The sequence below is a fragment of the Micromonospora sp. NBC_01405 genome, from assembly GCF_045040155.1.
Lineage (GTDB): Bacteria > Actinomycetota > Actinomycetes > Mycobacteriales > Micromonosporaceae > Micromonospora.
The window spans coordinates 3,064,565-3,089,607 of record NZ_CP109532.1; the positions used below are offsets into that span (position 1 = coordinate 3,064,565).

Below are 25,043 nucleotides of genomic sequence, written 5' to 3' on the forward strand. Positions count from 1 at the left end.
GTTTTTCTGAGAGCTGACTGCGGAAGGGCCAGGAAGATGAACCGGCCCCTTGACCCCGGCGGAAGTGCCGGCTCAGGCGTTCTCGGCGCTCACCTCAGAGGCGGCGGTGGAGCTCAGGCCATCGACGAGGGCGGCGAAAGCCCACCGCACCCGCTGCTCACCCGTGCCGGACAGTAACTCGTCCCGAACACGATCGATGTTCGGGTAGGCGCTCGGCTTCACCTCACGTATGGCCGCCGCCAGATCCTCCTCCTCACCGGCGGCCTCGATGGCCTGCTTCCGGGTGCCCTGCTCGGCGGCCGTCGCTGTCGCGTGCTGTAGCAGGATGTCGACGCCCCACGCTGCCTGCCGGGCGGGCACGCCTCCGGCGTGCAGCAGGCCGAGCATCATGTCGATCAACCGCAGATAGCGCGGTCCGGACGGGCGCAGCGTCAGCACTGAACGCGCCAGGCTCGGGTACCCGAGCAACAGGACGGTGTACGCGCACGACAGGTCGACCAACCGGCCGCGCCAGCCCTCCACGGAGAAGTCGCCAGGCTGCTCCAGATCCGCCAGCAACTCGTCCAGCAGCGCGCCGTGCAACTCGGCTGTGTTACGGATGTAGACGTACAGCGAGGCCGGACCGGTGTCTAGCTCGCTCGCCAACCGGCGCATCGTCACCCGCTCAAGACCCTCCTCCCGCATGACCCGCAGCGCAACCGCGATGACACCGTCGCGGCTCAGGGGCGGCTTGGCTGGGCGATCACGGCGGCTGACGGGAGCGCGACGCTGACTCATTGCACGATCGTAGCGAACATGTTCGTAGCCGCCAAACGGGCATCTGACCCCCGACGAACGAGTTCCTGGAGAATCTGACAGCGCGGCAACCTCCGCTACGCCCAGTTGATTGGGAAAGACCGCGCAAATAGGCCGGTGAGGATCGGGCGAGTGGGAGACGAGCACAGACATCAGTTAACGCCCTTTCGGTTCAGGCGACGCGGATGTCTTAGGTCTCGTGGTTGGCGAGCACATCGTCCATGTGCATCTCGGCCCAGCGCTTCAGGTCGCGCATCATTTCATGCAGTGACAGGCCGAGGTCGGTCAGCTCGTAGGTGACCGTGACCGTGACCGTGACCGTGACCGTGACCGGCACGGTTGGCGTCACGGTGCGGGTGATCAAACCGTCGCGCTCCGACGCGGACACTACGAACTCGCCACCGACGCCCCACCCGCGACCCGGGTGGCCGCCACGTTCACCGAACTCGCCCAAGCGATCTGACCAGTGCCCGCTTACGCGGCCCGGCGTACCCACCGATCCGCCAACGCAACAGCGCCCTGCGTGGTCTTCCGGGCCAGCGACGCCACCGGACGGATCGTGCTGGGCCGGGTCGTCCTGGCCGTCGCCGCCGGCCGGACGTCCGCACCGGCCCCCCGCGACCGGTTGCCTGCCAGATTTGCTGTCGTCAATGCGTGAATAAAAGTAACGACAGTTCGGATGCCAGTGGCAGATATTGACAAGCCTGGGGGTGGTGGGCACACTCGTCAATGCCCGGTGCCCTCGGATGGCGGCGCTCGCCGCGCCGTCGGGCCCCAGCGGTCTTCGCCGTCCCTCTCCCGAAGGACTCACATGCCCCTGCCCAGGTTCCGGCGACCGCTGCTGGCCGCCGTCGCGGCGGTCGCGCTCGCCGCCGTCGGCGCCGTCGCCGTCCCCGCCTCGGCCGCCACCCCGCAGCCCGTCTACGCCCCGGCCGGCGGCATCGCCGACCCCGGGGTGGTGCGGCACAACGACAACTTCTTCGTGTTCGCCACCGGCGGTCGGGCCCCGGCGTACCGCGGCGGCACCGCTTCGGGGCCGTGGACCAGCCTCGGCACGGTGCTCGGGTCGGTTCCCGGGTGGGCCGAGAGTGGCGCGGTGTGGGCACCGGATGCGGTGCACACCCCGGCCGGCTGGGTGCTGTACTACTCGGCCCCGGCCAAGGGCAAGAACGGGCAGCGGTGCATCGGCGTCGCGACCTCCGACACCGTCGGCGGGACGTACCAGCCGGTTGGCGACGCCCCGCTGATCTGCCCGGGTGGCACGCATGGCGCCGACGACGCCGCGCCGGGCCGGCCGGTGGCCGCCGCCGGCGTCATCGACCCGGCGCCGTTCGAGGACGCCGAGGGCCGCCGGTTCGTGCTGTACAAGACGCAGCAGACGCCGTCGTCGATCCGGATGCTGCGGGTCAACGACAACGGCACCCGCTGGATCGGCAACCCCAGCGCCGAACTGGTCCGCAGCGCCGGCATCATCGAGAACCCGGTGCTGCGCCAGCGGGGCTCCACGTTCGTGCTGTTCGCCTCCCGGTACGGCTACAACAACTGCAGCTACGCCACGGTGTACCTCACCTCCACGGACCGGTGGAACTTCCACGGCAAGGCGGAGCACCCGCTGCTCACCACTGGCAACACCGGCATCTGCGGCCCGGGCGGCGCGGACCTCGTCCCGGCCCTAGTCGAGGACGAGCAGCGGATCTTCCTGCACGGCTGGGTCTGCTCCGGCACCACCCCGTGCCGGCAGCGGGCCGACGGCTCGCTGCCCGCCGGGGCCCGCCGCGCCCTGTACGCCGCGATCCTGCGCTGGGACGGCGCGACGCCCCGCGTCGGCGCGTTCCTGTGACCCACCACCGAGCAAGAAAGGACGACATGCGCATCAGAGCACGCATCGCCGGCCTGCTGGCCGCCGTGCTGGCCGCCGGGGCACTCACCATCGTGACGTTCACGGGGCCGGCGTCGGCCGCCGCCATGGAGCTGCGGGTGGTGACCGCCAACCTGGCGTTCCGCCAGGCCCCCGGCGTCCGGCAGGACTGGACGAAGATCGGCCCGTACGCCGACATCGTCTTCTTCCAGGAGGCGAAGAACGTCCGGCTCGCCGACGTCCTCGGCGACGGGTGGATCGTCCGGCAGAACACCTCCGCGGAGGACCGGCAGGGCAGCGCGGTGGCGATCCGCCGCGCGCTGGTCGCCGAGATCGTCGACTTCGAGCTGGTCAAGGGCACCGACGGCGCGTCCTGCGGCGGCGAGCCCATCATGACCCGGTGGATCACCAAGCTGCGCCTGCGGCTCACCAACGGCCGACCGGTGCGGCTCGCGTCGCTGCACATGCCGCCGCCGCGCTGCCAGTCCGGGCCCGGCAGCCCGTATGCCGTGATGGCCGACAACGTGGTCGAGTTCGCCAACCGGTCCGACGTGCTGACGATCCTCGGCGCCGACTGGAACAAGATCGTCGACCAGGACCCCAACGAGATCGGCGCGCGCACCGGCCTCAAGCCGCGCGGCCCGAACAGCGGCCTGCGCATCGACGGCTTCTACGTCTCGCCTGCCATCACCACCCGGGACGTGCGCCACCTCGAACAGACCGGCAGCGACCACCGGCCGGTCCAGATGCACGTCGGGATCCCGACGGCGTAGTCCCCGCCGGCCGGCGCGGCGGCCGTGGCGGCGCCGCCGCCGGTCAGAGGGCGGATGGCCCGAGACCACGACGCATGACCAGAACGGTTAACGAATCAACTCGAACGAGGCCATCACGGAGGTCAACGTCGATTCGTCTGGGTCTGTGCGTCCGGCCAGGGGCGCTGTTGCGTTGGCGGATCGGTGGGTACGCCGGGCCGCGTCAGCGGGCACTGGTCAGATCGCTTGGGCGAGTTCGGTGAACGCGGCGGCCACTCGGGTCGCGGGTGGGGCGTCGGTGGCGAGTTCGTAAGGGACGTCTCGTAACTTGGCAGTCAGTCCATGATGGATCATGTCGTGGTGCAGGTGATCTCGGCAGCTCGCCCGGAGTGGATCTTCCCGTTCACCGGGTTGCAGCCCGCTCAGTTCCGCAGGTTGGTTCGGCTGGTCGCCGAGCGTGGCGGTGATGCGATCGCGGACGGGCGGCCGGGCCGGCAGTGGTCTCTCGACCTCGCCGACCGGGTGCTGCTGGTCGCCGCGTACTGGCGCACGAACCTGACGATGCGCCAGATCGGCCCGCTGTTCGGGGTGTCGCACTCCGCCGCCCATCGGGTCATCGACACCCTCGGCCCCCTGCTCGCCCTGGCCCCGATGCGCCGACGTCGGGTCGACCAGATCAGCATCGTCGACGGCACCCTCGTCCCGACCCGGGACCACCGGCTGGCCGCCCCGAGCAAGAACTACCGCTACTCGACGAACCTGCAGGTCGCCATCGACGCCCACACCCGCCTCGTCATCGCCCTCGGCGACCCGCAACCCGGCAACCGCAACGACACCATCGTCTACCGCACCAGCGGCATCGACCAGAAACTCGCAGGTAGACCGGTGATGGCCGACGGCGCCTACCGCGGCAACCCTGAGGTGATCATCCCGTACCGCAAACCCGCCGACGGCAGCGAGCTGCCCGAGTGGAAGGCAGACCTGAACAAGCAGCACCGCACCGTCCGGGCGCAGGTCGAACACGCCCTGGCCCGCATGAAGTGTTTCAAAATCCTGCGCGACTACCGACGCGCCGCCCACACATTGGCCGACACCGCTTCCGGCATCGCCCACCTCCACAACATCATCCTCGCCGGGTGACACCAGCACTGTTCCGAGCCACGCCTTCACCGAGTTACGAGACATCCTTTACGACCTCGTGCACGGTTGACGGTAGAAAAGCAGCGCACCGTCTCATCGAATCTGGGGCGTGGCGGGTAGGGCCCTGATTCGCCGGGCGTTGTGCTCGGTGCGGTCGGTATGTTGGTGCTCGGACAGGAGACCGGCGATCGCGCGGATGGTGGTGTCGAAGGACTCGCGTCGGCCGTGGTAGCGGCCGAGGATCCGCCAGTTCTTCAGGTGTCCGATGGCGTGCTCGACGCGGATGCGTTGGGAGGAGTGCCGTTTGCGGGTCGCCTCGTGTGCGGCGATGACGCTCGGTGGTAGGGAGGTCTGGCGTTTGCGTGGCTTGGGTCTCGGGGTGATGACCGCGCCAGCGGTATCGGTGCCGAGGCCCTGGTAGCCGGCGTCGGCGAGGATCCGCACGCCGAGTGGCGCTTGCAGGAGAAGGTCGACCAGGCCGGCGGTGCGGGCCTGGGTGATGTCGTGCATCGAGCCCGGACGGGTCTCGCCGCAGAACAGCAGCCGACCGAGCGGATCACAGATCACCAGGGCTTTCATGGTGTTGAGCCGGGCCTTGCCGGACACGAACCGGTCCCGACCCGCACGGCCGGCCACCGGCCGACGCACCCGCACCTCGGTGGCGTCCATCAATGCCTGCGGGTGGTGCCCGAGGTAGGCCACCACGTCGGAGAGGGTCCGGAGCCGGACGCCGTCGTGCACCAGGCAACCGCGCTCGGCCAGCAGCGGCCGGACCTCGGCGATGCTGCGGCTAATCGTCGAGCGGTGCACCCCGAACCAGGCAGCGACCACATCGTGGGTCAGCCCGTGGCGTAGATGCACCAGCGTGGCCAGCAGCCGATCAACGAACCCGAACCGGTGCTTGGCTCCTGATCCGACCCGGCGACGGCGTGTCCGCGAGGCGAGCCGGTCACGGTGCTGTGCCCGCCACTGCGGCCCCACCTCGCTGACCAGGCTCTCAATCACCGAGCGGGACAGGCCCGTCAACCGCCGGTTCGTCATGATCGCAGCACCTACCATGGCACGCACAACGATCATCGATACTCAAGGATTCGCAACCATGCACGAGGTCGTTAGTGTCCGTGTCGGAGGTTCTGCACGAAGGCGTGGCCGGTGATGATCGTCTGGGCGGTGTGGTCGGTGCGTAGTCCGCGCATTGGTCTGAGTCGGTGTTTGAGCTGGCTGTGGTCGGCCTCGATCGGATTGTTGGCGTGCCGTTCGACGTGGTGCCGCGCCGACGGGGCCAGGTCCTGGAGCACTCTCGGACAGACCGGGTTCGCGTCGGTGACAACCTCGCTGGGCGTGACCTTCAGCGTGGACAGCGGCCGGTGGAAGAACCGCCGGGCCGCGGCGGCGTCCCGACGCGTCGAGACGAGCACGTCGATGACCTGGCCATACTGGTCGACGGCCCGGTACACGTACCGTCAGACACCGTTGACCTTGACGTAGGTCTCGTCCACGAACCAGCGGTCACCAGGCGAGTGACGGGCGAACCGGGCGGCGTCGGCCAGCAGCGGGGTGAAACCGCCGCACCCACCGGTAGACCGTCACGTGATCCACCCCGACACCGCGTTCGACCAGCAACTCCTCCACATCCCGGTACGAGAGGTTGAACCGCAGACACCAACGGACCGCCAGAACGATCACCTCAGGCGGGAACCGGAACCCGACGAACGCCGACATCGGCGGGGACCAGGACCAGACACGAGACGACGACCACAACGGCCAAGCAGACCACAGGCAAGCTGAAATCGATCATGCCGTCGGCCAACGCAACAGACCCGGCCGGACTAAGTACTTTGTGCCTCGCGTCCGGCCCTGTCCGGCCGGCGGTTGTCCTGTCCGAGTGGGTTTTGGTCAGGGGTTGGCGTGCCGCCCCCAGTGTTCGCGCCAGCAGTCACTAGATCATCGCCTCACCGTAGACACGGCGCAGTGGGGCGACAAGGCGATCTGCCGGGCCCGGACGCGTCACGTGGGTGGTGCGGCGCGGCTGTGCCTGACCAGCGCGACCGGCAGGAGTGAGTGAAAGGCGGGTGCCCCAGGGAGGCACCCGCCTTCGCATCAGCCCTGACCCTGCTGGATCAGGAGCGCTCCTCGGTCAGCAGGGGCCCTGCGAGTCCCAGGGGCCCCACTGCCCGCTGTTGGCCGGGTTGTCGCCCTGCGTCCACCACTTGGCCCGGTAGCGGTGTCCCTGGTGCGAGACCTGCTGGCCGCCGGTGTAGACGGTCGTCGGGTTCCACGCCGGGGCGGAGCAGGTGCCGGAGGTGGGGGACGTCGATACCGTGGGCGACGGGGACGCCGTGGGCGACGGAGTGACCGCGCCGCGGGCGTGGTCGGCCGTCAGGGCGTAGGTCTGGCCGCCGAAGCTGAGCGTGAAGTTCGATGGGCCGGCGATCGGCAGGCTGTAGTTGAGGGTGACCTCGGCGAACGAGCCTGGTGCGATGGCCGACGGCACGTTGAGCCGTACCCGGTGGAAGTCACCCTTCAGTCCGCCGACGTTGCTGCCGGTGTGGCCGGTGGACACCACGGACAGCGCCCACCCGGACTGCTGTCCGAGCGTGCCGGGTGCGGAGGTGGGGTAGTCGAACTCGAGCTGGGCGCCGGCGGGGATGGTGGCACCCGAGTTGTTGGTCAGACGCAGTTCGGGGTTGATCGGGTAGTTGTTGTCGCCGAGCGCGAAGCCGCCGATTGTCGCCGCGACGTTCAGCGTCTGGGTCGGCATGGCGATCTTCGCCTTCCGCTCCCCGTACGGGCTGGCGGTCTGGAACTTGTCGTAGACCAGGTTGGTCATGGTGTTGCCCATGTAATATTCGCCGCGCTGAGCGTTCCACGCGTAGTCGCCGGCCAGCTCCCAGATCATGATGCCGCCGAGGCCCTTGGCCACGACGTAGTCCGCCTTCGAGGCGATCGACTGGTCGTCCTCCGTGGACAGGTAGACCTGCTTCTGGGAGTTCCACAGCCACGGCGCGACCAGGCTGGACGAGTAGTGGCGGGTGTAGCTGCCGGTCAGCACGTCGGTCGGGTCGGTCTGCGGGGTCAGCCCGTACGCCTCCAGGTAGCTGCCGCTGCGCCCGTCCTGGAGGTTCTTCGCGTGCCACATCGGGTTGGCTCCGCCCGCCACCTCGGCACCGTTCTCCAGGTCGTGCCAGACGTTGTCGATGCCGATCGCGCCGTTGCCGCACGGGGTGGTCGATCCGATCGCCCCTCCCGTTCCGGCGGGGCACTTGGTCTGGTCGGGCAGCGCGGCCCGGCCCCACAGGCCGTTGGTGCCGCCGGTCACGCCCCGCCAGCCGCGCGTGTAATACGGCACGCCGATGTTGATCCGGCCGGACTGCATCGCGCCCCGAAAGTAGTGGTACGCCCAGTCGGTGTTGAGGTATCCGATGTTCTGGTACGCCCCGTACACGCCGCCGGCGGCGAGTTCGGCGTCCTGCCCGTCGTCGTAGAGGGCCGCGTTCGGGCCGACGAAGTGGTTCCAGGCCCCGTGCAGGTCGTAGCTCATGATGTTGACGTAGTCCAGGTACTGCAACGTCTGGTACGACTCCATGCCACGCAGCAGCCAGCCGGAGGCGGGCGCGGCGACGGTGACCATGTAGTACTTGCCGTCGGCCGCCGCGGCGGCGTCGAGCTTCTCCCGCAGGGTCCGCATGAGCACCTGGTAGGAGGCGTTCAGGCCGGCCCGCTTGGCATCGGCCTGGGCGAAGTCCTGCGGGTGACCGGCCTTGTTGTTCGACGTCGGGTACTCGTAGTCGATGTCCACGCCGTCGAGGCCGTACGTGCGCAGGAAGGTGACCACCGAGTCGGCGAACGTGTTGATACCGGCGGTGTTGATGGTGTTGCTGCCGGTCGTGGTCATCCGGTAGAAGCCCCCGGAGTCGATCCGGGTGCCGTTGGCGTCGATGTAGCCGCCGGTCTCGGCCCAGCCGCCCACGCTGACCAGCGTCTTCACCCCCGGGTGCTGCTTCTTGAACTTGTTGAGCAGGTTGAAGTGGCCGGTGTAGGAATACTCCGGATCCATCTCCGCGCCAGACACACCGGGCCAGGTCATGTTGGTGGCCGGGTTGTTGGGCGCGGTGGGCGAACCGATGGAGATCTTGTTCGCCGGGTCAACGTGGGCGAAGGCGTAGTTGATGTGAGTGATCTTGTCCCACGGAATCTGGTTCGCCAGGTACGCCGGTGCGCCGTTCTTGCCAGTGCGCCAGCTGGTGAAGTAGCCGATGATCCGTCGCTTGTGGTCGGCGCCCATGACCTCGCGGCCATCGGTGTCGTAGACGTCGCAGTAGGGCGTGGTGACGCCGGGCGTCTGGTAGAGCCCGTCCGGTCGGCACTGCGCGTGGTCCACCTCGGCGGAACTCGCCTGACCTGCCAGTGCCACGGCCGCCGGCACCATCAGCAGGCTGGCGGCGGCCGTGGCGATGAGATGCGGTAGTCGCCTCCGTCGCATGGGGTTGCCCCTCCAATATTCAGTAAAGAAAGTTAACAATAATGCAGACGAATATATGCCGACATCGATGCCGACACAAGGGGTGGGTCTGTTGCGTTGGCCGACGGCATGATCGACTCCGGCTTGCCTGTGGTCTGCTTGGCCGGTGTGGTCGTCGTCTCGTGTCTGGTCCTGGTCCCCGCCGATGTCGGCGTTCGTCGGGTTCCGGTTCCCGCCTGAGGTGATCGTTCTGGCGGTCCGTTGGTGTCTGCGGTTCAACCTCTCGTACCGGGGTGTGGAGGAGTTGCTGGTCGAACGCGGTGTCGGGGTGGATCACGTGACGGTCTACCGGTGGGTGCGGCGGTTTCACCCCGCTGCTGGCCGACGCCGCCCGGTTCGCCTGGTGACCGTTGGGTTTGTGGAGGAGACCCACTGATGCCGTGACCTGTGCTTTCGTAGCCGGAGTCGGCCAGGGCGGGCAGGTCGAGTTCGGCGGCGGACCAGTTCAGGGCGGCGGTGACACCGAGTTCACGGGCGCAGCTGGTGTCGTGCAAGTGCCCGGGCATCGCTGTGGAGGTCCAGATCGGCAGCCCGTCCGGGCGCATGACAGCTTGAATGTTCGCGCCGAAGTCGCGGTGCTATCCCGAGAACCAGGCGTCGATCGTGTCGCCCTTGACCGACAGGGTGGTCTCGGTGAGCCGGTCGCAGTCGAACAGTTTGCCGTCGAGGATGACGTGGGACCAGCCGTCGGCGGCGGCCCGGCGCAGGGCGGTGTGCAGGTCGGTGGCCTTGGCGGCGAGGACCGCGATGACCTCGTCGCGGTAGCGGTAGGCGGTCGCCCGGGAGATACCGAACCCGGCTGCCAGCAGGGTCGTGTCCTCGGCCTTGCGGAACCAGACGAGCACCATCAGGGCCTGGTAGAAGCAGGTCAACGCCCGAGTGTCACGGCGGGTACCGCAGACGCGGCATTGCGCGTACAGCAGCCGCGAGGTGCTGCAGGAGTTCACCACCGCCCTGAACGCCATCAAGATCCAGGGGGAGCGGCTGCCGGCCCCGGTGCTCGCCGGCACCGGCGTCGAGGTGCTGATGCCTTGACCAACCACGGCCGGACGGCGAGAAGGCATCTTCTGACGAACCCGATGAACAAGCACCCACGGCGCACGATCCTGCGGGGTGCCCTGGCCGGCGCGCTGCTCACCGCCTGCACCGATTCCCCCGCCGCCGCACCGGCTCCGTGTGCACCGCATCGAGGCCGCCGACCCGTACCCCGACGACTACGAACCCACCGTCGCGCGCAACGTGCGGGAGCAGGACGCTGTCGGAGGGGCCGGCGAGTTTGCCGCGTTCCATGCGGTGTAGTACTCGACGCTGACGCCGGCGAGGGCAGCGACCTCACCGCGGCGCAGGCCGGCGACGCGGCGGCTGCCGTACGCGGAGATCCCGGCCTGCTCCGGGCTGACCTTCGCCCGGCGGGAGGTGAGGAACGCCCGTACCTCGCTGCGGTTGTCCATGAACCCAGGCTAGGCACTCGGTCCGGCCCGAAGAGGTCCCTGCCGGTACCCCTTACGCGGTGCCGCCCCACCAGCGAGGCACCACGGGGGCGCTGACCGGATCGGCGCGCGACCGTCGTGCCGGCCGGGGCGGTCATCCAGCGAGTTCGGTCAGGGTGGTCACGAACTGCGCGGGGGTCGGCTGGTCCGACATCTCGGCGCGCAGTTTGTGTGCGGCGGCGGTGTACTGCTGATCAGCGAGGATGTCCTCGATCGCCGCCCGGATGGCCGGCGGGTCCGCGTGGTGGCCGAGCATGTGTACGGCGGAGCCGGTGGCGGCGACCCGGCGTGTGGCCACCGTCTGCTCGGCGGCGAACGTCGGTACCACCTGCGGCGTCCCGGCCCAGATCGACGAGCGGGACCATCGCCGCGTAGTGCGTCGACCAGGAGGAGACAGTGAAGAGTACGCGCACGCTCAGCTCCTACGGTTCGGGCTTGCTGGGTTGATCACAGACGGCCGCCGACGCCTATCGCCCTTGCGGCAGGTTCGGGACGATGTTGTGGTTGACGCGGAACAGGTTGGCCGGGTCGTATTCCGTCTTCAGTTCAGCCAGCCGGCGGCGATCCGGTTCGGCGTAGGCCCGCGCGACCTGTTCGGGCCCGGAATCGTGGTCGAGCAGGAAACCGGGCAGCTGGAAGCCGGTGTCCCAGGTCTTCAGCCGGTCCAGTACCTGGTCGGCCGCGGCGCTAGGCCGGAATACCAGGTGGCAGCGTCGCCGAGGTCTTGGGGGAACGAGCGCCCGGGCCGGCAGCCGGTGAACTGCCACAACCGCTGTGACGCGTACCAGTGGTCGAAACTGATCATGTCGAGGTGCCGCTCCCGGACACCGTCGGGCAGCCGGCGCAGGATCTCCTCGTACGTCATGGTGGTCGTCGGCAGTGTGATTTCGAGATGACGGCGTAGCGCCTCGCCGGCATTGGCGGACGGTGATCGGCTCGGGGGTAGACCAGGTGCGGGTGAACGACGGTCCCGCCCGCTGCCCGGATCAGCGTCTCGGCAGCCAGCCGGCTGCTGCTGACCGGGGACTGCGGGCTCGGTGCGACGCTGTTCTCGGTGATGCCGCGGTGGGGCCCGCGGCCGTAGACGGAAGCGGTGCTGACGTACACACAGGCCGGTATTCCGGCGCGGCGGGCCTCGGCCATCAGGTGCGAAGACCACAGATCAGATGATCTAGACTTATTCACCACGCCTCTGGCGGTGACCACTCGCTACCGGTTACCTGGCGTGAGCCGGCTCTCAACGTCATCGTAGCCCACCGGTGACCCCGGCGTGTCAGGGTGACTGTATGGCCAGCTCATACGGGGGGCGTCACCTCCTGAAAGACACTTGGGTACCGGTCGAGCGCCGCTGGCTCGGCCTCGACCGCCGCACCCTTCTCCCCGGGCTGGTCGTGTTCGCCATCGCCATCCTGCTCCGGTCGGTCATCCCGCTGATCGACCAGGCAGTGCCGGGCGGCCCAGTGATCAAAGCCGGTCAGCGGCTCAACCTCAACGACGGGCTCACGGTCGCGCCACCGGCCGGATGGCAACTCGGTGACGGGATCCTGGTCGGGGCCAACACGGTGCAGCCCGGCGCGGCTCGGCGACCGCCTCGTTCAGCACGGGCGGCGTCAGCGCGCAGATCCAGGTCGCGAAATTCTCCGGCGACGCGAACGCACTGCTGGACCAGCTGAATCGCAACAACACCCAGGCCGGCAACCGGCCGGAGTTCACCGTAACCAGCAACCGCACCACGATCACGGCCGCCGGCGGCATCACCGGCGTCGGCGAGGACTTCTCGAGCACCTCCGGCGACGGCATCCTCGCGGCGTACACCCTCACCGACGGCCGCGGCATCTCGATCTCGATGACCGGCACCGGCAACCAGCTGGCCGCCCACGCCACGCAGATCGACGCGCTGCTCCGGAGCGTCACCCTGGAGGAGCAGCCGTGACCGTGACCGATCAGCAGGCGACCGCGCTGGACGCCTCCGGCTGGGGCTCTCCGTTCCGACTCCTCCAGCCCCGCAACCTCTGCTTCTGGGTGTACGCGCTGGGCGTCGCTGGCGGCATCTACGAGCTGATCCGCTACTTCGGGCCGGGTGCCGGCGCGTACGGAACCGGCCTCGGCGTCGGCGTGCTCGCGTTCGCCGCCTACGCCGTCCCCTGGCTGATCCTTCTCGCCTACCACAACCGCTACACCCGGCTGCCCGGCAAACTGCTACTCGCCGCATTCGTCTGGGGCGGTGCCGCAGCTACATTCTGGATTTCGCTGCCTGCCAACGGCGCATTCCTCTCGCTGTACGGCAAGGCGTTCGGGTCGGCCTGGGTCAGCGACTGGGGCGCCGGCCTGACCGCCCCGATCAACGAGGAGATCGGCAAAGGACTCGCGCTGATCCTGCTGATCGGACTGGCCCCGAAGCTGGTCCGCAGCCCGTTCGACGGCCTGATCATCGGCGCCTACGCTGGGCTCGGCTTCCAGATCATCGAAGACGTCCTGTACGCCTACAACAGCACGATCGGTAGCTTCGGCGCCGACCAGGTCGGGTCCGCTTGGAACATCTTCCTGGTCCGCAGCCTGACCGGCCTGGTCGGGCACGTGTTGTTCAGCGCGGTCTTCTGTTCCGGAATCATGTGGCTGCTCGGCCGCGGACCGCGCCCGCACAGGCTGCGCGGCCTGCTGCTGATCATCGCCGCGATGGCCGCGCACGGCTTCTGGGACAACCTCGGTTCGCTCGGCTACACCGCCGCCGGCGGCTTCGGCGTCATCGCCCTGATGGTCGTGATCCTGCCGGTCGTCGACCTGCTGCTGCTCTGGCTCGCGTTCCGGCTCGCGGTCCCGCAGGAACAGGCATGGCTGCGCGAGATCCTCGCCCCGGAGAGCGACTCCGGCCTGCTCACCGACGCCGAGGTCACGGCTGCGGCAGGCGGCTGGCGGACCCGCCGGGCCTACCGGAAGTCGCAGCACGGTCACCACGAGCGGCAGAGGGCCAAACACATCCTGGCGGCTGCGAACGATCTCGCTCAGGAGATCGCGGCCGCCCGTGGTTACGACAGCGAGGGAGTGGAGCACGCCCGCAGCGAGATCGCCCGCCTGCGAGCCTGATAATTCCGCCCACCGCTTCGGCAGCGCACAAGATCCTCGCCGTCTGCCTCGGCCCACTGCCGCAGCCCGCTCGCCGCCGCCGCAATTGATGTTCCCCGGGTTTCTCGGAGCCGTGTTGGTTGGCGTCATGCGACGGACAGGACAATCGGGTGGAGCCTTTCATACTCGATTGGGGTGAGCATGCCCAGTGAGCTGTGGCGGCGTTGCCGGTTGTGGAAGATCTCCAGGTACTCGAAGATCGCGTTGGCCAGTTCGATGCGGGTGCGCCCGCGCCTGCGGTTGAGCAGTTCGGTCTGCATCCGGCCCCAGAACGACTCGATCATGCCGTTGTCGTAGCAGTCGCCGATCGTCCCCATCGACGGAGCCAGGCCGGCTTCCTGGACCCGGCGGGTGAAGGCCCATGACGTGAAACTGGGCCCCGTGGTCGGAGTGGATCAGGGTGCCGGTGGGGCGCCGAACACCGTTCAGAAGGTGCTGGCGGCGAGTCCCCACCACTGAACACCACCACCCGGGGACGCGCAACGCGTTCTTTCGGATACGATGAGCTACATTCCTTCATGCCGATGAATGCTTGAGATTGATCGATGACCGCTACCCGAGCGGACGATGCGTCCGTCTTGATGCCGGACCCGGGTCGGGCTCGCACGCTCGATGAGCTCATTGCGGCGTTGAGGTCCCTGAAGGTCTGGGCCGGGAACCCGTCCTACGAACGGATCACCAACCGGATCAACAACGCGTGGCGGGCCGCCGGTCGCCCGGCCAGCGAGTTGACCAAGCGGCCCACGGTCGTGGACTGTTTCAAGCCCGGTCGGCGACGGCTGAACATCGACCTCGTCACCGCGGTCGTGCAGGCACTGCACCCGGACGAGGGGTACGTGCACCAGTGGCGCCAGGCGCTACGAGTGGTCGGCGGGGCGGCCCAGGCCGCCACGGTGGTACGGGTCCAGGACCGGCTGCCGCCCGACCTGATCGGGTTCACCGGCCGTGCCACCGAACTCGACCAGCTCCGTCACGCCCTCAGCCACAACCGACACACCAACGGGGCGATGGCGGTCTCGGCGATCGAGGGGATGGCCGGGGTCGGCAAAACCCAGCTTGCCATCCACGCCGGACACCTCCTGATCCGGGAACACCGCTTCGATCGGACACTCTTCGTCAACTTGCGCGGATTTCACCCCGACCCCGCCCGACCTCCCGCGGACCCGGCTGCCGTCCTGGACGGCTTCCTGCGCCTGCTCGGCGTACCGGCCCACCAGATCCCCCACGATCTCCACGCCCGCACGGCGGTCTACCGTGACCAGCTCACCGGCACCCGTACCCTGATCGTGCTGGACAACGCCGCCGACGTCGACCAGGTCCGGCCGCTCCTCCCCGAGGTTCCCGGCTGTCTCACCCTTATCACCAGCCGGCGAATCCTGTCCGACCTGCGCCCAGCCACGCACCTGGTGGTCGACGTGTTCGCCGCGCACGAGGCCGTCGACTATCTTGCCCAGGTCGTCAGCCATGTCCCCACGGGCGACGATCCCGCCGCGGCGGCACGCATCGCACGGCGCTGCGGCTATCTCCCGCTGGCCCTCGATCTGACCACCGGACACATGCGGGCCACATCCGGCTGGACGCTCACCGACCACGCCGACCGGCTCGACGAACGCCACCACCAGCGACGCCTGGAAACCGGCGTCGAACTCGCCCTCGACCTCTCCTACCATCACCTGCCCGCCGATCAGCGCCGGCTGCTGCGGCTGCTGGCGCTGCACCCCGGGCAGGACAGCGACGCCTACGCTGCCGCCGCCCTGACCGACGCCGACTTGGACACCACCCGCGCCCACCTGGACCACCTGTGCCGCGACCACCTCCTCCAGCAGTCCGCCTCGGGCCGGTACACGTTGCACGACCTCGTCCGGGCATTCGCCATCACCCGCGCGCACGACGAGGTCCGCCCCGCCGACCGCCGGGAAGCTCTGACCCGCCTGTTCGACCACTATCTCGCCACGGCCGCCGCCGCGATGAACGCCCTCCACCCCGCCCAGGCGCATCTTCGCCCCCACATTCCCCCGACCGGCACACCCGCCCCCGAGCTGGCCGACCCGGACAGCGCTCTCGCCTGGCTCGACATCGAACGGCCTACCCTGGTCACCGTCGCGGCCCACACCGCGAGCCACGGCTGGCCCACCCACACGACCCGTCTCTCCCGCATCCTGTACCGCTACTTCGCCGGTGGCCATGGCAGCGATGCCGTCACGGTCCACAGTCACGCCCACGACGCGGCCAGGCACACCGGCGATGTCACCGAGCAAGCCCACGCCCTGACCGACCTCGGCGTGGCCCACCTCTGGGTCGGCCGGTACGAGTCTGCCGTCGAACACTTCACAGCGGCCCTGCACCTGTTCAGCCAGACCGGGCACGGGTTCGGGCAGGCCCGGACGCAGACCAACCTCGGCGTCGCCGAACAGCGGCTGGGCCACTACCGCAAGGCCGCCGCCCACTTCGCGCAGGCCCGGACCGCGCACCTGCGGGCCGGGGACCAGATTGGTCAAGCCCGCGCGTTGAGCAACCTCGGCGACGTCGAACAGCGGCTGGGCCACTACCGCAGGGCCGCCACGCACCTCCGACAGGCGCTCACCCTGTACCGACAGAGCGGAGACCAGGCCGGCGAGGCGGTGTCGCTGGCCAACCTCGCGGAGGTCGACACGCGATCTGGCCGGTACGAGGCGGCTGCTGAGAACCTCGCCCAGGCGCTCGTCCTGTTCCGTCAGGCCGGTCATCGCAACGGCGAAGCCTGGACCCTGGACGGGCTGGGCACCCTCCACCGCCACCTCGAACAGCCCGCCGAGGCAGCCCGGCATCACCAGCAGGCCCTTACGATCCTGCAGATGACCGGCGACAGGCACGGCGCAGCATGGGCGCTCAACGGGCTCGGCGAGGCCACGCTCGCCGCCGGCCACGCCACCGACGCGCTCACCCATCACACCGCCGCCCACGCCATCGCCGCCGAGATCGGCGCCCGGGACCAGCGGGCCCGGGCCCAGGCCGGGCTTGCCAGCGCACACCGCGCCCTCGACCAGCGCGATCGGGCCCGTGACCACTACCAGCACGCCCTGACCATCTACACCGAGCTCGGCACCCCCGAAGCCCGCCAGATCCGCACCTGTCTCGCCGCCCTCGACAACGCAGGCACCCGCACCTGACAGCGAGATCTCCGGGGATGCCCGGGTTGGTGGATCATCCCCGGAGATCGCACGTTCCGTGGAGGCTGGGTTACCCGCCGGCCCTGCCACATCCCACTGGGGAACACGTCGGTGTCGGGCAGGTCGGATGGGTGTTTCCAGGTACGCAGGCCGGCGGTTGCACGGGGTTGGCGTCGACCTCCGGTCGCTGAAGTCCGACATAGACAGTGGCGGCGGACGCGCCGAGCACGGCGACATCCAGGGCGCACGTGTCCAGCCACTGCGTGGTGACCTGCCTGATACGGCAGAGCTCCTGCGCCATCATGCGGGTGTTCGAGTTGAGGTTGCCGGCGTAGAACGGCGCCGTCGGGTTACCCACGGCGACGGTGGTGCAGGGTTGCAGCAGGGTGGCGGAAGGGCTGACCCGCCAACTGCTGCCGAACCTGCCGTAGAGGTCGGCATGGGAGAGCGGAACGCGCAGGACGCTGCCGTCCTTGGCCTCAAGGTAGCGGGGATCGTCATTGGGGTTGCCCAGCAGGCCGCGCACCGTCGTTGCCCCGGGCCCGACGCCGACGCCCAGGTCGAGGTACCCGGTGTTGACGGTGGCGCGGACGCTGTTGCCCGACGGGTCCTTGAAGGTGTACACGTTGTTGACGCGATCGATCGCCACCCCGTTGGGCAGCAGCAGTGACTCGCCGGTCGGCAGGCTGGTGGTGGTGCCGTTCACCACCAGACGCGTCCCGTCGCACAGCGCCAGCCTCGAGTTGCCCATCCGCAGGGCGACCGACCGGTTGACTGAGGTGTTGGGCCAGTTCGGGGCACCGGACACCTTGCGGGTCTGCACCTCGAACGTGGAACCGGCCTGTGCCTCGACAAAGTCGCCGGTGGCCTGGAAGTCGTAGAACAGACCGCCGAACGTGTACTGGTGGGTGTCGCCGATGATCGCGGCGATGCGGCAGGCCGATGCCGGCGCCGGACCCTGGACCGACTCGTTGATGACGACGGCTGGAGCCGGGCTCGACGGGACCGAGCCCCGAGGTCCGAAGTTGAGGTTGTTCCTCTCACTGCTGAAACCGAAGTTCTGGCAGTCGGGCTTGACCGGGCTGCCGTCCTCGATCGTCGTGCGGACGTTGAAGCTCGCCTCAGGATTGAACCTGGCCGTGGAGCCGCGACCGCAGCCGAACACGTTGAACTCGACCTGGGTCCACTCCGACCCGGGCTCCTGAGGATTCGGTGGTAGGACGTGGAGGATACCCAGCCCCGTAGACGAGTAGATTCTTCCCAACCCATCGTTGAAGGTAGCGGTGTCGGTTTCCTGCCCGTTGGCTGCCTTCGTGATCGAGCCGTCCAGTCGCAGGGCCGGCCTCGCTATGCTCTGGATCGGTAGGTAGGGAAGCTCGATCGCTTCGGTCTTCCGCGAGCAGTGGATCTCCGCGTCGTCCGGCACCTCGGTCCACCCTGACGGGCATCGCTGGCCCTGGCTCGGGTCCGGGTTGTAGTGCAGCAGCCAGTACTCGACGTAGAGCCTGCTGGGACTGGGATCGGGATTGGGATTGCCACCCTTGGTGCCGTCGTTGGCGAACACGAACTGCTTCCAGCCCCGACACAGCCCAGCGGTCGGTGAACCGTTGCATTCCTGGACCCGGAGGTGGTTGGTGTTGAGCTGGAACGAGTAGCTGCCCGGCATCGTCGGCCCGCTGGGTGGCTCCCCGGGCAGGGCAGCGGGCGGGACGCTGGTCACGCTCAACAGGTTCTGCTGGTTCACCTTCTCGAAGCTGCCGTATGCGCGAGTGATGGGACCGGCCCCCGTAGGCCTTCCCGTCACGATCCCGATCCCGCCACCCACGTCCCGCCGCGGAGCCTGTTCGAGGTTCGGGGCCATCGGGGCCGACGGCGGGGCCACACACCCGGTCTCCTGCCACACCAGTTCGGGATAGGCCGCGGTGAAGCACCCCTGCGCCGACGGCCGCGGTACCTTCACCATCCTCGAATGCCAGGCCTGAAGATCCCCTTGTGTGACCGGTGACTTCTCCTCTCCGCTGGCATGTACCCCCATCCCCAGCAGGACCGCCGCGATCGTGATGCCCACCAGCCTGGATTGTGATTGGCGTTCTCGCGGTAGCAACCTCATCATCGTTCCCTCCCACCGCAGGTGGAATCGCCTGGCGCCCGTCCTCAGGACGGGCCTGGCTGATGAGCGTCGCGCGATGCCAGGCCGTGCGGGGGAACCCCATACAACATCATCGAGACCTGAGCCGCCCACCCGGAGAATCGTCGCCCGGACCGGGCCGGCGCGCCCTCTCGCCGTCCCGCGGGACGGATCGGCGAGGTGGCGCACCGGCCGGTCTGCCGTGCTATGCGCGGACGGTCACCGGTGCGCTGGTGGCGCGGCCGTCGGCGTGGCCCGCCTTCACCGCGACCACGGTCACGGTGACCGTCTTGTCGCGCATCGCGGCCGTCAGCTTCAGCGTCTTCGTCGTCGTGCCGGACAGCACCCCGCCCACCCGCCACTCGTAGCGGTACGAGTCGGCGGACGGCGTCCAGGTGCCGGTGGTCGCCTGCACGGTCTGGCCGACCCGTGCCGTACCGGTGATGGTCGGCTTCACCGTGGCCTGCGGCGCCGCGCCCTTGGCGACCGGTACGGTGGCCTTCGACGTCGCCTGCGCCGGCGAGTAGCCGGGCTTGGTCGCGGTGACCGTCACGGTCAGCCGCTTGCCCAGCCGGGACGCCGGGACCACGTACGTCGAGCCGGTCGCCCCGCTGATCGCGGTGCCGTTGGCCGCCCACTGGTAGGTGTACGCCGTGGCGGCCGGACTCCACTGCCCGGTCGAGGCGCGGACCGTTGCCCCCACGGCCACCGTGCCGGTGATGGTCGGCGGGGTCACCGACCGGATGGCCTGTGAACCGGTGATCGAGAAGGCGTCGGCGAGCGACACCGCATCGCTCCAGTCGTTGGGCCGCACCGAGACGGACGCCTTGCCCACGGCGGCGGACGTCAGGTCCACCTCGACGGTGAGAGTCCGGTGGTCGGCGGAGACGCTCCGCACCGTCGCGGTCAGCGCCGCGCCACCCGTCGGGGTGACAGTGACCTGGTCCTCCTGGTGGAATCCGGTGCCGGTGACGGTGATCGTGCGCACGCCGCCGGCCGCGACCGACGCCGGCGACACCGACGTCACGGTGAGCGGGTCGGGTGCCACGTAGAAGGAGTAGGAGGTCTGCAACGACTCGACGCCTTCCGTCGTCAGGCTCCTCACGTAGAGCGTGTGGTAGCCGGAGTCCGGCGGCGTCCAGGTGATCGTCGCCGTGCCGTCCGCCGCCGCCGCCGCGACGGTGTCCTCGGCACCGGAGACCCGGTACGCGTACTTCACCGCGCCGGGCTGCCGCGGCTTGAAGGTGAAGGTGCCCGGCGCGATCCTGCCGGAGCCCGACGAGGGGAAGTCGGTGGAGACGACCACCGGGGAGTCGGTGACCGACCAGGAGACGCCGCCCTCGCCCGTCCGCACGCCGGCCGCGTTCCGGGCGACCACGGTGACGGCGGTGTAGCCGCGCTTGGTGAGCGTGTACTGGAACGTCACCGTGCCGTCGGCGGCGGCCGGCAGCACCTGCCGGGTGGCGGGGTCGTGGTTGAGGAGCACCTCGTACTCCGCGACGTTCGCCATCTCGGTGCGTGCCGTGAAGGTGGCCGTCGACCCCAGCACGTCGCCGCCGCTGCGGGTCACGTACGGCCTGGCGTCCTGTACCGAGATTGAGATGAACCGGGGCTCCGACAGGGTGCCGTCGGCGCTGCGGCTCTGCACCAGTAGCGCCTGCGTGTTCATGTTCTCGTTGGTGGCGGTCCAGGTCAGGTCCGCGGTGCCGTCCGCGCCGGCCGGCAGGACGGTCTTCTGGTCGGGCTCGTTCCCGTTGTAGTCGCGTCGCCAGTAGAGGTAGGACTCGACGTCGGGCATGCGCGGGGCCAGGTGGAACCGGAGGGACGACCCGATGATGACGCTCCGGTCGACGTCGCCGGTGACCCTGGGCGCGTTGTCGACGACGAACGTGTAGGCCCGCTCCGGGTGCGTCGCGCCGTCGCTGGTGACGCTGCGCACGTACACGGTCTGCCGGCCGGCCCGGGTCGGGGCGATCATCGCGGTGGCCTTGCCGTCGGCGTCGGCCGCGACCGAGCCGGACGGGCCGTCGCCGTCGATGCGCCAGGCGAACGACTCCGTGCCCGGGACGTTGGTGGTGAGCTCGAACGCTCCGGGTACGCCGACGCCGTAGTCCAGGTTGGTGGTCCAGTCCGGATACGCGGCGGAGAAAACGGCGGGCCGCGTCTCCCGTACCCAGAACTCGTAGACCGTCTGGTCGGACCTGTTCCCGGCGCGGTCGACGGCGTACACGGTCACCGAGTGGTAGCTGGCGCCCTTCGGCGTCCAGGCGACGGTCGCCGGGCCACCGATGCTCGTCGCCGGCACCGTCGAGTAGTCGTCGTCGCCACCGGCCTCCCCTGAGTAGAACCGGTAGCGGTAGCTCACGGTGTCGTCGGAGGCCGAGGTGAAGATGAAGTCCCCGGGGGTGCCGACCGCACCGCCGGCGTTGTCCCAGTCCCCGGACGGGTACTTCGTCGAGGCGACAGCCGTTGCCGGACCGCCGGTGCGGTCGAGCGTGAAGTAGCAGGTGTCACTCCACGGCGACGTGGCCGCACCGTCGAGGACGCGGACCCGCCACGCGTACGTGACGCCGTCGAGCTGGCGGGCGGGGTCCTCGAGCTGGATGTAGACCCGGTTGTTGCGCTGGTCGACCCCGTCGCGCCACTGCTGCGGCTCGTCCGGCCTGGTGACGTCCCACACCTGGAAGTCGGCCTGCGGGTCGGCGCTCTGGGGCGCATCGGTCCAGGAGCCCTGAAGCACCACGGCGTGGGCGTCGTTCAGACGGTCCGGGCTCAGGTAGGGCCCGGGCGCCTGCGTGGCGCACGCCTGGCCGGCGGCGGTCAGTTCGGTCGGCCCGCCGACATCGGCGGCGGCCGGGGCGGCGTTCGCGCCGACCACCGTCCCGCAGCAGATCGCAAGGGCCATGGCAGTTGACAAAAAGCGCCGAGAAGCGCGCGCGTGGGCACGCATGCCGGTCCTCCCCGTGATGATGGCGGGCAACATGACGAGCGCCCGTGGAGGAAGGATCGCACGGGCGGCTGCATCGACGAGACCCGCTTTTTCGATCAGGGACGGTCAGGCGGCACCGGTGGCCGATCGGCCCAGCCGCCGGCCGTCGAGGGTCAGCGGCCGATGATGCGAGAGCACGGGGCGGGACCGTCGCCCTGACAGCCGCCGACGCGGCAGTCTCCTCCGCGCGGCGTCAGTGAGAGTCCCCCCCACGCGCTGGGTGCCCTGGTGGTCGGTCAGCCGCCTGCCGCAGGGAACGGTCCAGTGTGCTCATCAACTGGGCGACACGATTGCTGCCGCCTGTCGCGAGGGGGTAGCGGCTGAGAACGTCGATGAGCACCGGTGTCGCACGCTGCCGTGACCGTTCCAGCAGGGCATCCCCGATCGCGGGGTCACCGCCCGCCTCGATCTCCCCGATGCGCGCAGCGCTTGCCGAGGCTCGCAGGATGTGGCCGACCTGGCTGGCCCTGGCAATGGGGTGCAGGTATGCGGCCGATGCGGCGTCGCCGGCGGATCGCGCAGCCAGTCCCGCAGCCTCGGAGGGGGCGGACCGGGCGGCTCGATGAGCCTCGAGGGACGTAACACGCTGCAATTTCGTCCTATTGGCGCCGTAGATGAACGCCCAAGCCGCGTCGATCGCCGCACGGGGGCGCGGATCATCGGGGACGGCCAGCTCGAAGGCCGACAGGACGTCCTCGGCATGCCGAACCACGTAACGCGCCACGACGCGCAGCTCGTCCATCGTCAGGTCGAAGTCTCCAGATACGGTGCGCGTGCTCTGTGCCATGTCCATGAATCGTATCCTTGAACTCTCGGTTGATGCTCTGCGACCGATCCTCTGCTCACCTACGTCGGAACCCTCAATCGCAGGTCACATGCGGCCGCCGGTAGCCGGCGCGAAGAACTGGATGGCGGGCAACCGCCACGGCGAGATCGACGACATCGTGCCGCTGGTCGCCTTCCTGTATGGCTCGGAGGCGCGCTGGATCACCGCCCCGACGCCACGGCTCTACGGCGGCATGGCCTGACCGGCAGTACAGGGAGCACGTGCTGCCTGTACTGCCGGTCCGCGAAGCCGATGCAGGAGCTCCGGCTGAGCCGCGACCGCGCGGTCCCAGTTCCGGTAAATACGTTGCGGGGTCCGGAACGGGCGGGCATGCTGGGTTGATCGAGCGGCGGCGAACGCTGCCTGGACTAAGGAGGGCTGACGGATGGCCATCACTGTGCTGCGGCATGTCCGCATCAGTCCCACCTCTTTGTTCAGGAGCACACCCGTTGTCTTCCGAGTACGAACTCTCTGATACCTACTCCGGCCTCGACTCCCGCAGGTCCGATTTCGGCGGTGACGAGCCGCAACCAGATCCGGCCGAGGCCTTCGTCTTCAAGTTCCATTCGGTCGACGAGAAGCTGGGCCCGGATCAGCGGTGGTCCACCTGGCTGGACGTCGAGCGCGGCTCTCGCGGCCCGGAACCACGCCCCTCGTGGGTCGTCACGGAACAGGCTGCGATCGATACTGAACTCGGCGTCCTCAAAACCGGCAAGGAAGCCGACGTCTTCCTGCTCGAACGGGCCGTCGAAGCCATCGGCGACAACCCGGCGAAGTCCTCGCTGCTGGCCGCGAAACGGTACCGCACCGAGGAACACCGGTCCTTCCACCGCAGTACGTCGTACGTCGAAGGCCGCCGTACCCGCAACAGCCGCGACAGCCGGGCGATGGCGAAAAAGACCTCTCACGGCCGCAGTGTCGCGGCCGCTCATTGGGCGTACGCCGAATGGGACGCCCTCAACCTGTTGTGGAAGGCCGGCGTCCCGGTGCCGTATCCCGTGCAGGTGGACGGCACCGAGCTGCTGATGGAGTTCATCGACGACGGCGAGGACGGTGCCGCGCCCCGGCTCGCCCAGGTCCGGCCGTCGAAGGAGCTGCTCGGTGTGTACTTCGAGCAGCTCCGCAACGGCATGCGTGAACTGGCCCGGGCGGGGCTCGCGCACGGCGACCTCTCGCCGTACAACGTCCTCGCGCAGGCCGAGCGGATCGTGATGATCGACCTGCCCCAGGTCGTCGACATCGTCGGCAACCCGAAGGGCATGGACTTCCTGATGCGCGACTGCCACAACATGGCCACGTGGTTCACGAACCGCGGGCTCGAGATCGACGAACAGGAGCTGTTCGCCGACCTGCTCACGATGGTGTTCTGATCGCCTTCTGCAGAACGCGGTCCCTCAGCCGATGCTTGGCCGAGCTGCCACCCCGGGCCGGGAGTCCAGCTGGACTCCCGGCCCGGGGTGGCAGCACTACACGACGCAACCGCGCCCGCAGCCCAGGGCGGGTGCAAAGCCAAACCCTCGCTAACCGAAATCCGCTATATGGGGTTATGCCCACGCTACGCCTGATTCCGCGCCGTGCCGCAGCGCAGGTCAACGCCGCGCTGGCGGACGCCCGCGTCGTGTTGGTCAGCGGAGCCTGCCAGGTAGAGAAGGGCACTCTCGTTGGCGTCGTCGCCGGAGACCGTCTCACCGAGCGCCGCGGTCTTGAGCTTGATATGACGAACCGCCCCCGTCGCGTGATGGCGTCCGCGGGCGGTCGTCTGGGCCAGCTCAGACGACGATCTTGTACATGTTCCATCCGGTGCCCGCCTGGCCGTGTGCGGAGAAGGAGCCAGGCCTGACAGCGCGGGGCGGCGATCCAGGGTGTTCCGGCCCGGGTCAGGTTTCCGACTCATCGATGGCCGGCACGGACTGCCGGCCGACACGGACCGGCGGTCGCCGTTGGCAGACACGGCCGATCCACCGCTGCCCATCGACCCGAATGGACCAGGACCGCGCCTACCCTGCTCGAACGCGGCACCACCTCGGCTCGGCCGACCGCGCTCCGATGATTTTCCGCCCCGGGACCAATCGACGGGGCTGATTCGGCATCTCGGAAAATCAGACGTACGTCAGTTCCTGGACAGCACGCAGGGCTTCCTGTGCAGCGTCGTCACTCGCTAGGGTTCGGGGGCCGCGAGCGCCTGTCCGCCGTTCGCGCCGTGCGGCATTCCCACGTCATTCCGCATCCCACAACCCGAACGGAGTGGTATGGGGTCGGCACTGCTTGTCC

Annotated in this window: 19 protein-coding genes and 6 pseudogenes; 8 read left to right on the forward strand and 17 right to left on the reverse strand. The window is 69.0% G+C overall.

The window, feature by feature from the left end; genetic code table 11:
• Positions 1-72 precede the first annotated feature (72 nt).
• Positions 73-777: a TetR/AcrR family transcriptional regulator gene (locus OG559_RS12915; RefSeq protein ID WP_405115488.1), complete on the reverse strand. Its 705-nt coding sequence runs from the start codon at positions 775-777 to the stop codon at positions 73-75.
• A 208-nt stretch (positions 778-985) separates the two neighbouring features.
• Positions 986-1,171 (reverse strand): annotated as a pseudogene (locus OG559_RS12920) (winged helix-turn-helix transcriptional regulator); the annotation flags it as partial.
• Between the two features lie 435 nt (positions 1,172-1,606).
• On the opposite strand from OG559_RS12920, the gene OG559_RS12925 reads away from it, so the two are divergent.
• From OG559_RS12925 to OG559_RS12935, 3 genes are all read left to right on the forward strand, one after another.
• Positions 1,607-2,635, forward strand: a complete 1,029-nt coding sequence (locus OG559_RS12925) for a glycoside hydrolase family 43 protein (RefSeq protein WP_405115490.1) — start codon at positions 1,607-1,609, stop codon at positions 2,633-2,635.
• Positions 2,636-2,661: 26 nt separating this feature from the next.
• Positions 2,662-3,426: an endonuclease/exonuclease/phosphatase family protein gene (locus OG559_RS12930; protein WP_405115492.1), complete on the forward strand. Its 765-nt coding sequence runs from the start codon at positions 2,662-2,664 to the stop codon at positions 3,424-3,426.
• 339 nt (positions 3,427-3,765) lie between these two features.
• Positions 3,766-4,545 carry a transposase family protein gene (locus tag OG559_RS12935; protein ID WP_405116622.1) on the forward strand — a complete coding sequence of 260 codons (780 nt, stop codon included), beginning with the start codon at positions 3,766-3,768 and terminating at the stop codon, positions 4,543-4,545.
• Between the two features lie 93 nt (positions 4,546-4,638).
• Here OG559_RS12935 and OG559_RS12940 read toward each other — a convergent pair whose 3' ends face one another.
• The 3 genes and pseudogenes from OG559_RS12940 to OG559_RS12950 all read right to left on the reverse strand — a co-directional run bounded on the left by OG559_RS12940 (position 4,639) and on the right by OG559_RS12950 (position 9,028).
• The gene (locus OG559_RS12940) at positions 4,639-5,586 is read right to left on the reverse strand and encodes a transposase family protein (RefSeq protein ID WP_405115448.1); all 948 of its coding nucleotides are present in this window, start codon (positions 5,584-5,586) and stop codon (positions 4,639-4,641) included.
• Between the two features lie 74 nt (positions 5,587-5,660).
• A pseudogene (locus OG559_RS12945) lies at positions 5,661-6,267 on the reverse strand (IS6 family transposase); the annotation flags it as partial.
• A 415-nt stretch (positions 6,268-6,682) separates the two neighbouring features.
• Complete coding sequence (locus OG559_RS12950; protein ID WP_405115494.1) at positions 6,683-9,028, reverse strand: chitinase C-terminal domain-containing protein; 2,346 nt, start codon at positions 9,026-9,028, stop codon at positions 6,683-6,685.
• Positions 9,029-9,212: 184 nt separating this feature from the next.
• Between OG559_RS12950 and OG559_RS12955 the strand changes: the two are divergent.
• Positions 9,213-9,402: pseudogene (locus OG559_RS12955) on the forward strand (IS6 family transposase); the annotation flags it as partial.
• 108 nt (positions 9,403-9,510) lie between these two features.
• On the opposite strand, the pseudogene OG559_RS12960 reads toward OG559_RS12955, so the two are convergent.
• The 8 genes and pseudogenes from OG559_RS12960 to OG559_RS12995 form a co-directional block, all read right to left on the reverse strand.
• A pseudogene (locus OG559_RS12960) lies at positions 9,511-9,612 on the reverse strand (IS5/IS1182 family transposase); the annotation flags it as partial.
• 33 nt (positions 9,613-9,645) lie between these two features.
• Positions 9,646-9,939, reverse strand: coding sequence for a transposase family protein (locus tag OG559_RS12965; protein WP_405115496.1), 294 nt, complete (start codon positions 9,937-9,939; stop codon positions 9,646-9,648).
• Positions 9,940-10,315: 376 nt separating this feature from the next.
• A pseudogene (locus tag OG559_RS12970) lies at positions 10,316-10,518 on the reverse strand (transcriptional regulator); the annotation flags it as partial.
• A 133-nt stretch (positions 10,519-10,651) separates the two neighbouring features.
• Positions 10,652-10,885, reverse strand: a complete 234-nt coding sequence (locus OG559_RS12975; RefSeq protein ID WP_405115498.1) for a nucleotide disphospho-sugar-binding domain-containing protein — start codon at positions 10,883-10,885, stop codon at positions 10,652-10,654.
• Positions 10,886-11,024: 139 nt separating this feature from the next.
• Entirely contained in the window at positions 11,025-11,309 is a 285-nt protein-coding gene (locus OG559_RS12980) for a BBE domain-containing protein (RefSeq protein WP_405116624.1), read from the reverse strand.
• A complete protein-coding gene (locus OG559_RS12985) occupies positions 11,213-11,422 on the reverse strand; it encodes a hypothetical protein (RefSeq protein ID WP_405117141.1) in 210 nt (69 codons plus the stop codon). The genes OG559_RS12980 and OG559_RS12985 overlap by 97 nt, the downstream gene beginning before the upstream one ends.
• Complete coding sequence (locus OG559_RS12990; RefSeq protein WP_405115500.1) at positions 11,419-11,700, reverse strand: NAD-dependent epimerase/dehydratase family protein; 282 nt, start codon at positions 11,698-11,700, stop codon at positions 11,419-11,421. Before OG559_RS12990 ends, OG559_RS12985 begins: the two co-directional genes overlap by 4 nt.
• Positions 11,701-12,057: 357 nt before the next feature.
• Complete coding sequence (locus OG559_RS12995) at positions 12,058-12,414, reverse strand: hypothetical protein (RefSeq protein ID WP_405115502.1); 357 nt, start codon at positions 12,412-12,414, stop codon at positions 12,058-12,060.
• A 72-nt stretch (positions 12,415-12,486) separates the two neighbouring features.
• On the opposite strand from OG559_RS12995, the gene OG559_RS13000 reads away from it, so the two are divergent.
• Positions 12,487-13,641, forward strand: coding sequence for a PrsW family intramembrane metalloprotease (locus OG559_RS13000; protein WP_405115504.1), 1,155 nt, complete (start codon positions 12,487-12,489; stop codon positions 13,639-13,641).
• 125 nt (positions 13,642-13,766) lie between these two features.
• Here OG559_RS13000 and OG559_RS13005 read toward each other — a convergent pair.
• Positions 13,767-14,085 (reverse strand): annotated as a pseudogene (locus OG559_RS13005) (transposase); the annotation flags it as partial.
• Positions 14,086-14,309: 224 nt separating this feature from the next.
• Here OG559_RS13005 and OG559_RS13010 point away from each other — a divergent pair.
• A complete protein-coding gene (locus OG559_RS13010) occupies positions 14,310-16,829 on the forward strand; it encodes a tetratricopeptide repeat protein (protein WP_405115506.1) in 2,520 nt (839 codons plus the stop codon).
• A 70-nt stretch (positions 16,830-16,899) separates the two neighbouring features.
• On the opposite strand, the gene OG559_RS13015 is transcribed toward OG559_RS13010, so the two are convergent.
• From OG559_RS13015 to OG559_RS13025, 3 genes are all read right to left on the reverse strand, one after another.
• Complete coding sequence (locus OG559_RS13015; RefSeq protein WP_405115508.1) at positions 16,900-18,897, reverse strand: hypothetical protein; 1,998 nt, start codon at positions 18,895-18,897, stop codon at positions 16,900-16,902.
• A 265-nt stretch (positions 18,898-19,162) separates the two neighbouring features.
• Complete coding sequence (locus OG559_RS13020) at positions 19,163-21,862, reverse strand: IPT/TIG domain-containing protein (protein WP_405115510.1); 2,700 nt, start codon at positions 21,860-21,862, stop codon at positions 19,163-19,165.
• 277 nt (positions 21,863-22,139) lie between these two features.
• Positions 22,140-22,739: a putative immunity protein gene (locus OG559_RS13025; RefSeq protein ID WP_405115512.1), complete on the reverse strand. Its 600-nt coding sequence runs from the start codon at positions 22,737-22,739 to the stop codon at positions 22,140-22,142.
• Positions 22,740-22,821: 82 nt separating this feature from the next.
• Between OG559_RS13025 and OG559_RS13030 the strand changes: the two genes are divergently transcribed.
• The gene (locus OG559_RS13030; RefSeq protein ID WP_405115514.1) at positions 22,822-22,974 is read left to right on the forward strand and encodes a hypothetical protein; all 153 of its coding nucleotides are present in this window, start codon (positions 22,822-22,824) and stop codon (positions 22,972-22,974) included.
• Positions 22,975-23,221: 247 nt separating this feature from the next.
• Positions 23,222-24,142: a serine protein kinase RIO gene (locus tag OG559_RS13035; protein ID WP_405115516.1), complete on the forward strand. Its 921-nt coding sequence runs from the start codon at positions 23,222-23,224 to the stop codon at positions 24,140-24,142.
• The last annotated feature ends 901 nt before the right edge of the window (positions 24,143-25,043 follow it).